The sequence below is a fragment of the Janthinobacterium sp. UMAB-60 genome, assembly GCF_900095235.1.
GTDB lineage: Bacteria > Pseudomonadota > Gammaproteobacteria > Burkholderiales > Burkholderiaceae_D > Janthinobacterium.
Genome location: NZ_LT607484.1, coordinates 40734 through 53785 on the forward strand (window position 1 = coordinate 40734; position 13052 = coordinate 53785).

At 65.9% G+C, this 13052-nt stretch carries 6 protein-coding genes and 1 pseudogene; all 7 read right to left on the reverse strand.

Features of this window, described 5'->3' with window-relative positions:
• Positions 1-105 precede the first annotated feature (105 nt).
• Positions 106-1530, reverse strand: a complete 1425-nt coding sequence (locus tag K0F86_RS06025; RefSeq protein ID WP_219133548.1) for an efflux transporter outer membrane subunit — start codon at positions 1528-1530, stop codon at positions 106-108.
• Positions 1527-4775, reverse strand: coding sequence for an efflux RND transporter permease subunit (locus K0F86_RS06030; protein ID WP_219133550.1), 3249 nt, complete (start codon positions 4773-4775; stop codon positions 1527-1529). Before K0F86_RS06030 ends, K0F86_RS06025 begins: the two co-directional genes overlap by 4 nt.
• A complete protein-coding gene (locus K0F86_RS06035) occupies positions 4772-7900 on the reverse strand; it encodes an efflux RND transporter permease subunit (RefSeq protein ID WP_219133552.1) in 3129 nt (1042 codons plus the stop codon). The genes K0F86_RS06030 and K0F86_RS06035 overlap by 4 nt, the downstream gene beginning before the upstream one ends.
• The gene (locus tag K0F86_RS06040; RefSeq protein ID WP_219133554.1) at positions 7897-9252 is read right to left on the reverse strand and encodes an efflux RND transporter periplasmic adaptor subunit; all 1356 of its coding nucleotides are present in this window, start codon (positions 9250-9252) and stop codon (positions 7897-7899) included. The genes K0F86_RS06035 and K0F86_RS06040 overlap by 4 nt, the downstream gene beginning before the upstream one ends.
• A 425-nt stretch (positions 9253-9677) precedes the next feature.
• The gene (locus K0F86_RS06045) at positions 9678-10211 is read right to left on the reverse strand and encodes a GNAT family N-acetyltransferase (protein ID WP_219133556.1); all 534 of its coding nucleotides are present in this window, start codon (positions 10209-10211) and stop codon (positions 9678-9680) included.
• 68 nt (positions 10212-10279) lie between these two features.
• Positions 10280-12154, reverse strand: a complete 1875-nt coding sequence (gene sppA, locus K0F86_RS06050; RefSeq protein ID WP_219133558.1) for a signal peptide peptidase SppA — start codon at positions 12152-12154, stop codon at positions 10280-10282.
• A 62-nt stretch (positions 12155-12216) separates the two neighbouring features.
• Positions 12217-13052 (reverse strand): annotated as a pseudogene (locus K0F86_RS27380) (sodium:solute symporter); the annotation flags it as partial.

Below are 13052 nucleotides of genomic sequence, written 5' to 3' on the forward strand. Positions count from 1 at the left end.
CACGTGCGCCAGGCTGGCGGATGGATAATCTTGCATTTTAGCACCCAAGACGCACGGCAAAACACGAATTTGGCGCAGGTTTTTCAGCCTGCGCCAGCCTGCCGCCTATTGCGCCTGCGGCACATGCCAGCCGCCGCCCAGCGACTGGATCAGGGCCACGGCCGTCGTCTGGCGGTCCGCCTGCGCCTGCACCAGCGAACGGCGCGCCGACAGGGCCGTCACTTGCGCCGTCACCACATCCGTGTAGCCGACCTGGCCCGCGTTGTAGCGGTTCAGCATCTGCTGCTCCACCTGGTCGGCGGCGGACGACGCCTGCTGGCGCAAGGCCAGCTGCTCGGCCAGCGCGCGCGTGGCCGACAACTGGTCTTCCACGGCGCCAAAGGCACTCAATACCGTCTGGCGGTAGCGCGCCACGGCCGCCTCATGGCCCGCCTTGGCCGCGTCCACGCTGGCCGTGGTGGCGCCCGCGTTGAACAGCGTTTGCGCGGCCGACACGCCCAGCGACCACAGGCTCGACGATGCATTGAACAAGTCGCCCACACGGCTGGCACCGGAACCATACGATCCCGTCAAATTCAGGCTCGGATAGTAGGCGGAGCGGGCGATGCCGATCTGCTCGTTGGCCACGGCCACCCTGCGCTCGGCGGCCGCGATGTCGGGCCGGCGCTGCAGCAGGGTCGAGGGCACGCCCAGCGGCACCTCGGGCACGGTCAGGGTCCACGGCGCCACGGCCAGGCTGAAGTCGGACGGTGCTTTGCCCAGCAAAATCGCGATCGCGTGTTCCAGCTGCGCCCGCGCGCGCGTCTGGCTCGACAGGTCGATCTGCGCATTGGCCAGCTGCGTCTGCGCCTGCAGCAGGTCGGACCTGGCGGCGATGCCCGAGTTGAAACGGTTGCCGGTGATGTCGAGCACCCGCTTGTAGCCGGTTATCGTTGAATTGAGCAGCGCGATCTGCGCATCGCTCTGGCGCAGCGAAAAGTAATTGGTGGCCAGCTCGCCCTGTGCCGACAGGCGCGCCGCTGCCAGGTCCGCCGCGCTGGCGCTGGCGCTGGCATCGGCGCCCGTCACGCCGGCGCGCAAGCGGCCCCAGATGTCCGGCTCCCACGAGGCGCCGATGGCGGCCTTGAAGTTGTTGTTCGTCTGCTGCTCGCCGCCACCACCGGAGCGCGCGCCGCTGCCCGTCAGGTTCACCGTCGGGAACAGCGAGGCGCGCTGTTCGCGCACCAGCGCGCGCGCCTGCTCGTACGCGGCGATGGCGGCCGCCACGTTCTGGTTCGAGATGTCGATGCCTTCGGCCAGCTGGTTCAGCTGCGCGTCGCCGAACAGGGTCCACCACGGGCCCCGCTCCAGCGTGTCGGCCGGCACGGCTGGCTGCCAGCCGGCCGCCTCCTTGAACGTTTGCGGCGCGGCGGCCGTCGGCGTTTCATACGCGGGACTGACGGCGCAGCCGGCCAGGAGAACTGCGGCCGCCGCCAGTGCCAGCAGGTGGCGTGCGGGGACGGTCGATACGATAGGTTTTACTTGCTTCATGATTGTGTGCTCGGGTTATCTGGCCCAGGAATGCGGCTCAATTGCTGCTCGTCGGCGCTGCGCGTGCGCAGCTTGTCGAGCAGGATGTAGACCACCGGGGTGGTCAGCAATGTGAGTAACTGGCTGGCAATCAGGCCGCCGATGATGGCGACCCCCAAGGGCTGGCGTAGCTCGGACCCCTCGCCGAAACCGATCGCCAGCGGCAAGGCGCCAAGCGCCGCCGCCAGGGTGGTCATCAGAATGGGGCGGAAACGCAGCAAACATGCCTCGCGCACCGCTTCCACCGCTGTCAAGCCGCGCGAACGCTCGGCCTCCAGCGCGAAGTCGATGATCAATATAGCATTTTTCTTGACGATGCCGATCAACAGGAACACGCCGATCAGGGCGATGATGGAAAACTCCATGCGGAACAGCAGCAGCGCCAGCACGGCGCCCACCCCCGCCGAGGGCAGGGTCGACAGCACGGTGATCGGGTGGATCAGGCTTTCGTACAGGATGCCCAGCACGATGTAGATCACCACGATGGCCGCCAGGATCAACAGCGGCTGCTCCTTGTTGCTGTCCTGCGCGCTCTTCGCCGAACCCTGGAAGCTGCCGCGCACATTCACCGGCATGCCGATTTCCGACTCCGCCTGGGCCACGGCCGCCTGCCCGTCGCTGAGCGGATAACCGTCGGCCAGGTTGAACGACACGGTGGTCGCCAGTTCGCCGCCCTGGTGGTTGATGGAGGTCGCCGTCGAGCTTTCGGCAAAGCTGCTGAACGAGGACAGCGGCACCATGTGCGCCAGGGTGGTGGACAGGGCCGAGCCGCTGGACGGATCGCGCGCGGCCGTCGTGTTCGACGTCGTCGCGGTGACCGCCGATGCGCTGGTGGCCACGGCTGCGCTGGTGGTCGTGGCAGTGCTGGCGGCAATCGACGCCGGCACGTACACGGAGCGCAGCGCTTCCGGGCTTTGCGCATAGCGCGGCGCCACTTCCATGATCACGTGGTACTGGTTCAGCTCATCGTAGATGGTCGCCACCTGGCGCTGGCCGAAGCTGTTGTACAGCGCGTTGTCGATGTCGCGCACCTGCACGCCCAGCTGCGTGGCGCGGTCCTTGTCGATGGAGACAAAGGTTTCCACGCCGTTTTCCGCCTGGTCCGTATCGACGTCGATCAGGGCCGGCTGCAGCTTCATCTGGTCGGCCAGCTTCGCCGCCCATTTCTTCAGGTCGGCCTGGTTGTCGCTGATCAGGGTGTACTGGTAGGTCGAGTTGCTGGAGCGCCCGCCCATGCGCAAATCCTGCACGGGGTTGAGGAACAGCGAGATGCCCGTCACCTTGGCCAGCTGCGGACGCAGACGGGCAATCACGGCCTGGCCCTTGTCGGTGCGCTGCGACGCGGGTTTCAGGTCGATGAACATGAAGCCGCCCCCTGCCCGTCCGCCGCCCGTGAAGCCCACGACGGTGGCGACGGCCGGATCGTCCTTGATGATGTCGACCAGCTGGCGCAATTTACTCTGCATGGCCTGGAACGAGATGCTCTGGTCGGCGCGCATGCCGCCATTGATCTGGCCCGTATCCTGCTGCGGGAAAAAGCCCTTGGGCGCGGCCGCGAACAGATACACGTTCAGGCCGACGACGAACACCAGGATGGTCATCACCAGCGCGGCGCTGGACAGCGCCCAGTCCAGGCAGTGTTCATACACTTTCAGCATGCGCTCGAAACCGCGTTCGAACCAGCGCGCGACCAGGCCGGGCGGCTTGTGCTGCTGGCCGCTCTTCAGCAGCCAGGCGCACATCATCGGCGTGGTGGTCAATGAAATGACCAGCGAAATCATCACGGCGGCCGACAGGGTGACGGCAAATTCGCGGAACAAGCGCCCCACCTGCCCGCCCATGAACAGCAGCGGGATGAAGACGGCCACCAGCGACAGGCTGATCGACAGCACCGTAAAACCCACTTCGCGCGCGCCCAGCAGGGCCGCCTTGAAACGGTCCATGCCGGCCTCGATGTGGCGCTGCGTGTTTTCCAGCACCACGATGGCGTCGTCGACGACAAAGCCGGTGGCCACCGTCAGCGCCATCAGCGACAGGTTGTTCAGGCTGAAACCCAGCATGTACATCACGCCGAAAGTGCCCAGCAAAGAAACGATGGTGGCCACGGCGGGGATGATGGTGGCGCGCACACTGCGCAAAAAGGCGCTGACCACCAGCACGACGAGCACGATGGACAGAATCAAGGTGAACTCGATCTCGTGCAGGGACGAGCGGATGGAATTGGTGCTGTCGGATGCCACCTGCAGCTTGATGTCGCCGGGCAGCTGCGCCTGCAGTTGCGGCAGCAGCGCGCGCACGCCGTCGACCGTGGCGATGACGTTGGCGCCAGGCTGGCGCGTGATCAGCACGATGACGGCCGGGTCGCCGTTGAACAGGCCCAGGGTATTCGTATTTTCCACGCCGTCGACCACCTCGGCCACGTCGTCGAGACGGATGGCGGCGCCGTCGCGCCAGGCCACCACCAGGCTGCGGTAGTCGGCCGCGCTGCGCCCGCCCGAGGCCGTGCTGGCGCCCGAATAGATCTGCAGGCTGCGCGCGTCGCCGGAAATCGCCCCCTTGGGCCGGTTGGCGTTGGTGGCCTGGATGGCCGCGCGCACGTCTTCCATCGACACGGCATAGTGATTGAGCTGGTACGGCAGCAGTTCCACGCGCACGGCAGGCAGCGAGCCGCCGCCCAGTTCCACGTCGCCCACGCCTTTGACTTGCGCCACTTTCTGCTGCACCAGGTTCGACACGGCGTCGTAGATCTGGCCCGGCGTGCGCGTCTTTGACGTCAGCGCCAGGATGATCACGGGCGCGTCGGATGGATTGGCCTTGCGATACGTCGGATTGCTGCGCAGGGTGGCAGGCAAGTCCACGCGCGCGGCGGCAATGGCCGCCTGCACTTCGCGCGCGGCCGAATCGATCTTGCGGTTCAGGTCAAACTGCAGGTTGATGCGCGCCGAACCCGTGCCCGACGACGACGTCATCTCGTTGACGCCCGAGATCACGCCCAGGCGCCGCTCCAGCGGCGTGGCCACCGAGGTGGCCATGGTCTCAGGACTGGCGCCGGGCAGGCTGGCGCTGACGGAAATGGTCGGATAGTCGACCTGCGGCAGCGGCGAGACGGGCAGCACGAAGAAGGCGCCGATGCCCGCCAGCGCGATGCCGATGGTCAGCAGCACGGTGGCGATGGGGCGCTTGACGAACGGTTCGGACAGGTTCACGCGGCGCTCCCCGGCTGAGGATGGTCCCCGGGTTTATCCAGGTTCACCGCGCCGCCCGTCTTGCTGCCGAAACGGCGGCCCAGGCGGTCGAAGCCCAGGTAGATGACGGGCGTGGTAAACAGCGTCAGCACCTGGCTGACGATCAGGCCGCCGAAGATGGCCAGGCCCAGCGGACGGCGCAACTCGGCGCCCTCGCCCCAGCCCAGCATCAGCGGCACGGCCGCGAACAGGGCCGCCAGGGTCGTCATCAGGATCGGGCGGAAACGCAGCAGCGCGGCCTGGTGGATGGCTTCCTGCGGGCTTTTCCCTTCGTCGCGTTCGGCCTCGATGGCGAAGTCGATCATCATGATGGCGTTCTTCTTGACGATGCCGATCAAGAGGATGATGCCGATGATGCCGATCACGCCCAGGTCCTGCCCGGAAATCATCAGCGCCAGCAAGGCGCCCACGCCGGCCGACGGCAGGGTCGACAAAATCGTCAGCGGGTGGATGTAGCTTTCATACAGCACGCCCAGCACGATGTAGACGCAAACGACGGCGGCCAAAATGAGCCACAGCTGGTTCGACAGCGAATTTTCATACGCGCCGGCCGCGCCGAGGAAGGTCAGTGTCACCGATGGCGGCAAGGCGATGTCCTTCGCCGCCTGGCGGATGGCGTCGACGGCGCTGCCCAGCGCCACGCCTTGCGTCGTGTCGAAGCCAAGCGTCGTGGCCGGGTACTGCGCCACGTGCGTGATCTGCAGCGGCGCCTGTTTTTCGCTGACGCTGGCAAACGCGGACAACGGCGTCGACTTGCCGGAACCCGTGCGCACCTGCAGTTCCGACAGGTCGGCCGGCGTGGTGACGATGCCGGGCTGCGCTTCGAGAATCACGCGGTACTGGTTGGTTTCCGTGAAAATGGTCGAGATAATGCGCTGGCCGAAGGCGTTGTACAGCGCGTCGTCGACGGTGGCCGTGGTCACCGACATGCGCGCGGCGCTGTCGCGGTCAATCGCCACGGTGACAGCGGCGCCCGTGGCGCCCGCGTCCGTGACGACATTGCGCAACTGCGATTGCTCGCGCATGCGCGCCGCCAGCTTGCCGGCCCACTCGGTGACGGTGGCCGTGTCGGCCCCTTCCAGCGAGACGCGGTACTGCGTCGGGCCCGATTCCGCATCGATGGTCAGATCCTGCGTCGGCTGCAGATACAGGGTCACGCCGGCCACCTTGGCCACGCGGTTGCGCAGGCGCTCCATGATCTCGTCCTGATTGCCGCTGCGCGGGCGTTTCAGGTTGATCAGCATGCTGCCCGTGTGCAGCATGGTATTGTTGGCCGCATCGACGCCCACCAGGGAACTCAAGGTATCGACAGCGGGATCTTCCAGCAACGCGCTGGCGGCCGCCTGCTGCAAGGTGGCCATGCGCTCGTACGAGACGGCTTGCGAGGTTTCGATGCGCGCCTGCAGCTGGCCCGTGTCCTGCGTGGGGAACAGGCCCTTCGGAATGGTGATGTACAAAATCACCGTCAGCAGCAAGGTGGCCAAGGCCACCAGCAAGGTCAGTCCCTGGCGTTTCAGCACCCACACCAGCGCATGGTCGTACTGATGGATGACCTTGTCGAGGAAAGCCTGGATGCGCTGGCCCGTGGCGCTGACTTTTTCATCGGCACGGCTTTTCAGCCAGCGCGCCGACATCATCGGCACCAGGGTCAGCGAGACCACGGCGGAAATCAGGATCGTGATGGCCAGGGTCATGGCAAATTCGCGGAACAAGCGGCCCACCACGTCGCCCATGAACAGCAAGGGAATCAGCACGGCGATCAGCGAGACCGTCAGCGAGATGATGGTAAAGCCGATCTGCGACGCGCCTTTCAGGGCCGCGGCCATCGGCGTCTCGCCCTCTTCGATGTAGCGGGCGATGTTTTCGATCATGACGATGGCGTCATCGACGACAAAACCAGTGGCGATGGTCAAGGCCATCAAGGAGAGGTTGTTCAGGCTGTAGCCGAGCAAATACATGACGCCGCAGGCGCCGATCAGCGAAATCGGCACGGACAGGCTGGCGATCACGGTGGCGCGCATGCTGTGCAGGAAGGCGAAGATCACCAGCACCACCAGCAGCACGGACAACAGCAGTTCCATTTCCACGTGTTCGACGGAGGCGCGGATGCCCGTGGTGCGGTCGCTCAGCACATCGAGCTTCATGGCCGCCGGCAGACTGGCCTGCAAGTCCGGCAGCAGGGCCTTGATGGCGTCGACCGTCTTGATGACGTTGGCGCCGGGCTGGCGCTGCACGTTCAAAATGATGGCCGGCCGCTTGCCCGACCACGCGCCCAGGCGCGTGTTTTCCGCGCTGTCGACGACATTGGCTACATCGGACAGGCGCACGGGCGCGCCGTTTTTATAGGTGATGATCAGGCGCTTGTAGTCGTCCGCCGTCACCAGTTGGTCGTTGGCGTTGATGGTAAACGAGCGCGTGGGACCGTCGAAACTGCCCTTCGCGCTGTTGACGTTGGCCGCCGCGATGGCGGTGCGCAGGCTGTCGAGGCCCAGGCCGTACGAGGCCAGCAATTTGGTGTCGCCCTGGATGCGCACGGCGGGCCGCTGGCCGCCCGACAGCGAGACCAGGCCCACGCCGTTGACCTGGCTGATCTTCAGCGCCAGACGCGTATTGACGATGTTTTGCACCTGCGTCAGCGGCATCGTGTCCGACGTGATGGCCAGGGTCAGCACGGGCGCGTCGGCCGGGTTGATCTTCGCGTACACGGGCGGCGCCGGCAAGTCGGTCGGCAGCAGCGAACCGCCCGCGTTGATGGCGGCCTGCACTTCCTGCTCGGCCACGTCCAGGGTCTGGCCCAGGGTGAATTGCAGGGTGATGAGGGAGACGCCGGCCGCGCTGGTGGAACTCATGCGCTGCAAGCCCGACATCTGCCCGAACTGGCGCTCCAGCGGCGCCGTGACGGTCTGCCCCATGACTTCGGGACTGGCGCCCGGATACAGGGTCTGCACCTGGATGGTGGGGAAGTCCACCTGCGGCAAGGCGGCCAGCGGCAGGAACTTGAAGCCGACCAGCCCTGCCAGCACAATGGCCAGCATCAGCAGCGCCGTGGCGACGGGGCGCTTGATGAACGGCGTCGATGGACTCATTGCGCAGCGCCCTTCGCTGGCGCCGTGGCCGGCGCGGAGGCGGAAGCGGATGCGGATGCCGATGCGCTGGCCGCGCCGTCAGCCTGCTGGCGACGGTGGCGGCGTTCGCCGTTCGCGCCCGTTGCGCCGCCCGCGCCTGCAGGCTTGTCGCCCGCCAGCGTGACTTTCGCGCCTTCCTTCAGGCGGTCGGCGCCTTCCGTGATGACTTGCTCTCCCGCTTCCAGGCCGGCGCGGATTTCCACCATGTCGGTAGTGGCCTGGCCGCGCGTGACCATGCGCACGGTGACGGTTTTATCCGCTTTCAGCACATACACGAAGTCGCCATTATTGCTGTGGCGCAGGGCCGTCACGGGTACCAGCACGGCGCCCGTGATATTGCCCAGTTCCAGCCGTACGTTGACGAACTGGCTGGGAAACAGGGCCATCTTGTCGTTGGCGTAGCGGGCCTTGGCCCGCACGGTACCCGTCTGCACGTCGACCTGGTTGTCCAGCGCGCTCAAGCCGCCCTTGTCCAGCGTGTGCGTGCGCGTGCGGTCCAGCGCCAGCGCCGGCAGGGCCGAGCCGGCATTCAGGCGCTCCTGGATGGTCTGCACTTTATCCTGTGGCACGGAAAACTGCACGTCGATGGGCGACAGCTGCGTCACCACCACCACGCCGCCCGCGTCGCTGGTGCTGACCAGGTTGCCGATATCGACCACCTTCAAGCCTGCGCGGCCGCTGATCGGCGACACCACCTTGGTGTAGCCCAGGTTCAGCCTGGCCGTGCCTTCGGCGGCGCGGTCCGTCATGACGGTGCCTTCCAGCTGTTTCACCAGGGCGGCCTGCGTATCGACGTCCTGGCGCGCGATGGAATCCTGGCCCAGCAGGGTTTGATAGCGCTTCAGCGTCAGGCGCGCGTTTTCCAGCTGCGCTTCATCGCGCTGGCGCTGACCCGTGGCCTGCATCAGCGCCATCTCGAACTGCGCCGGGTCGATCTGCGCCACCACCTGGCCCGCCTTGACCATGCCGCCTTCCTTGAATTTCAGCTCCTTCAAAATACCCGACACTTGCGGGCGCACCGTCACGGTGGACGCGGCCGTCACCGTGCCCAGCGCATCGAGCACCACGGGCAGGTCGGATTTGACGGCCGTGGCCACGCCCACGGTGGTCGAAGGACCGCCGCGCCGTCCGCCGGGGCCACCGGGACCGCCAGGAGCGCCCATGCCGGGGCCGCCCGGGGCGCTGGCGCCGGAATGGGTCAGGTACCAGGCACCGCCCCCCAGCGCCGCCATCACGGCCAGCGCGATGACCGTACCGACGATTTTCGAACGGCGGCTGCGCCGCGGGGTGTTGGGTGTTGTCTGCGAATCCATCGCTTATCCTTGTATATGCCGCTGGCACGGCGAGTCTGTGGCGCCGGCCGAGGTGGAACACACTCAGACCGGACGACCGTTTTTCGGGGTTGTTTCGGTACACAGCCGGGGGAGACAAGAGCTGAAAATCAGCTGAAAAAACATCGCTCCCTAGCATGAAACGACTCTAGCATAGTCATGTATCTGTTTCATTTCTACTTGAAACAATTACACACAGCCAGACTGGCATCGGAGGATCAGGAAGAGCGGCTGGCGTGCCTGCGCTGTGAGGGAACGGTGGAAAAATCAGGCTTGCGGGGCCTGGCGCCCTGGCGCCAGCGGTACGCGGGAGACTCACAAGCAGATACAAACTCGCTACAAATCTCCCGCCATCGGCCTTGACCTGGCGCCACGCGGGTGCTCAGGCGGCGATGCTTTATCTGGGTCTACAAGGTCATGCCGAGGATGACATCCTGATAGTCGGTGCGGCCCACGCGGAAGGTGCGCCGTCCCACCTGCGCAAAGCCGCAGCGCGCATAGAACGCCAGCGCGTCGTGGTTTTCCGCGTACACGCCCAGCAGCACCCTTCCCGCCCCGCTGGCGCGCGCCTGGCTCAGCGCCGCCTGCATCAGGCGCTGACCCACGCGCTGGCCCTGGAAGCGGTGCAGCAGGTAGATGCGCTTGATTTCCATGTCTTGCGGATGCGGGTCCGCCACCGGCAGGCTGGCGGGACTGAGCACCAGGTAGCCGACGGGCGCGCCGCCGGGCGTGGCTTCGGCCAGCCACAGCCGCATGGCCGGCAGCGCCAGCCAGTCGCGATACAGCGGCACGTCGTGCTGGCGCTGGCAATGGGCGATGACGTCGGCGCCATCGAGGATGCCGGCGAACGCTTCAAGAAAAGTCGATTGCCCCACCAGCGCCAGCGCCTGTTCATCGCCCCTGGCGCAGGGGCGGATGGTGATCGCCGTTGGTCCGCTCATGTCGCTTGCCATGCGTTATCCCCTTTGTATGGGGTCGGACCCGGCGGGTCCGACCCCGGCCTTTTACCTTACTTGCCGCCCAAAGGCACCTCGCACAGGCAGTGCGTGAGGGCCATGAACGGCTTGTGCTCGCGCGTGATGCCCGACAGCCAGGAGAGGTCCTGCGCCATGCCCAGCGCCGCGTCGGCCGGCAAGCCCGTCGTGGCCAGGCCCAGTTTCACGTGCTCGCCCAGGCCCAGCGAGGCCATGGCCTTGGAACCGAACATGCCGATCAAACGGTCGACGTTCGACGTTTCCTGCTCCAGGTAGGTCACGCGGTAGTCGCTGCCCAACTTGGCGCGCTTGGCAGCCGAGGCCAGCGCATCGCCATAGCTGCCGATGCGGTCGACCAGGTTGCGCTCTTTCGCCTGCAAGCCCGTCCAGACGCGGCCCTGCGCCACTTCATTGATCTTTTCCGGCGTCGTCTTGCGCGCCCTGGCGGCGAGGTTCAGGAAGTCGCCATACACGTGGTTGATCGAACCCTGGATCACTTGCGCGAAGCGGGGATCGAGCGGACGCAAGGGGTTGCCCGCGTCGGCCAGCCAGGTGGTCGGCGAACCGGCCGTGTGGATGCCGAGCTTTTCCACCACCTTGTCGGCCGTCGGCAGAATCGCGAACACGCCGATGGAACCGGTGATGGTGGCCGCGTCGGCGATCACTTCATCGGACGAGGTGCTGATCCAGTAACCGCCCGAAGCGGCCACGTTGCCCATCGAGACGACCACCGGTTTGCCGGCGGCGCGCGTCAGTTCCAGTTCGCGGCGGATCAATTCCGAGCCGAAGGCGCTGCCGCCCGGCGAATCGACGCGCAGCACGATGGCCTTGATCGATTTGTCTTCGCGTGCCTGGCGGATCAGACGCGAGGTGGACAGGCCGCCGATGGCACCCGGTGGCGCGATGCCGTCGCCGATTTCACCGGAGGCGATGACCACGCCGACGGCGTCGCCGATATGCACGGGGCGCAGGCGCGCCAGGTAGTCCGTGTAATTGATCTGGCGGAAGTTCGTCCCTTCCGTATTTTTGGCGCCGCGCGCCATCATGAACTGGCGCAGTTCATCGCGCGTTTTCAGGCCGTCGACCAACTTGCCATTGAGCGACAGCTTGCCCAGGTCGCCGCCAGCGGCCGTCATCAGCGCGGGCAGGTTGTCGATCGTTTGCATGATGGCGCCGGCCGGCAGCTTGCGCGCCTTTTCCACGTCCGTCGTGTAGGTGGTCCACAGGCCGTTGTTCAGGTAGCGGTCCGCTTCGGCCGCCGCTTCGGACGGGCCGTTGGCGATGAAAGGCTCGGCCGCGCTTTTATACGTGCCCACTTTCAGCAGGTTGACCGTCACGCCCACCTTGTCGAGCGCGTCGCGGTAGTAATTGCGGTAGCGGCCAAAGCCTTCCAGCATGACGCCACCCATCGGGTGCAGGAATACCTCGTCGGCCTTGGCCGCCACCAGGTACTGGCGCTGGTTGTAGCTGGAACCCCAGGCCGTGACTTTCTTGCCGGTGGCGCGGAAACGCTCCACGCCGGCCGCCACTTCGCGCAGCGAAGCGAGGCCGCCGCCCTGCAGCTCGTCGAGCAGGATCACCATGGAGCCGATGTTCTTGTCCTTGGCCGCCGTGTCGAGCACCGCCAGCACGTCGCGCAGCTGCACGTTTTTCTTGGCTTCGCCGCTGACATTGGCCAGCACCGCCTCGCGCACGCCGCCCGGGGCTTCCTCGACCAGCGGGCCTTGCAAGTCCAGCACCAGGGTGGTCTTGTCCGCCAGGGGCTTGGCGCCGCCGCCAAAGATGGCGATCAGGATGGCGATGACGATCAGCAGGAAAATCAGGTTGATGACCGCGCGGCGGGTGGCGTCCAGCGCGCGCCAGAATGCGCCAAAGCCGCGACGCAGCGGCGGGAAGGGGTTGAGTGACATTGATGCTCCGTGGGTTATGTACCTAAAGGAAACCAATATAACTGAAAACGGCTTGAATCGTCTTATTTTGACAACTGTACCTCGTCTTTGGCATGCACTGGCACAGGCGTGGAAATGAGGAACAGGCCCGCCAGCACCAGGGCGCCATTGATGATCAGCAGTTCCAGGCCGATGCGGTAATGTTCGAACAGCCGCGCCTGCTCCCCTTCGATCAGCGCGCACAGCAGCGGCCCCGCCACAGCCACCAGCGGTACCCAGCGGTCGCGTACGCCGCGCCGGCTCAGCAGGCCGAAGGCGAACAGGCCCAGCAGCGGACCATAGGTATAGCTGGCCAGCTTCAGGATCACGCCGATCATGCTGGGGTCGTCCAGCCACTTGAAGGCCATGATCAGGATCAAAAACAGGGCGGCAAAACCCAGGTGCACACGGCGGCGCCAGCGCATCTGCGCCGCCGCGCTCAACTCCGGCCTGCGCTGCACGCCCAAAATGTCGATGCAGAAGGTGGACGTGAGGGCCGTGAGCGCCCCATCCACGCTGGGAAACAGGGCGGAGATGAGGGCGATGAAGAAAATCAGTTGCACCACGGCGGGGAAGTGGCCGAGCACGACGGCGGGGAACAGTTTATCTCCCGTCGCCGTCACGCCGGCCAGCGGCGCGTACAGGTGCAGCAGTCCGCCCAAAAACAGGAACAGCAGCAGCACGCCCGTCAGTACCACGGTCAGGCTGAGCATGTTCTTTTGCGAGTCGCGCAAGGTGCGCACGGAAATGTTCTTTTGCATCATTTCCTGGTCCATGCCCGTCATGGCGATCGTGATGAACATGCCGGCGAGAATGTGCTTCCACACATAGGCGGGGCTGTCCGGGTCGACGGTGAAGATGCGCGTGAGACCCTGCGCGC

Excerpts from the sequence above, each read along its gene's own strand:
- sppA (WP_219133558.1), bottom strand. The coding sequence starts at position 12,154 with ATGTCACTCAACCCCTTCCCGCCGCTGCGTCGCGGCTTTGGCGCATTC.
- K0F86_RS06035 (WP_219133552.1), bottom strand. The coding sequence starts at position 7,900 with ATGAGTCCATCGACGCCGTTCATCAAGCGCCCCGTCGCCACGGCGCTG.
- K0F86_RS06045 (WP_219133556.1), bottom strand. The coding sequence starts at position 10,211 with ATGAGCGGACCAACGGCGATCACCATCCGCCCCTGCGCCAGGGGCGAT.
- K0F86_RS06025 (WP_219133548.1), bottom strand. The coding sequence starts at position 1,530 with ATGAAGCAAGTAAAACCTATCGTATCGACCGTCCCCGCACGCCACCTG.
- K0F86_RS06040 (WP_219133554.1), bottom strand. The coding sequence starts at position 9,252 with ATGGATTCGCAGACAACACCCAACACCCCGCGGCGCAGCCGCCGTTCG.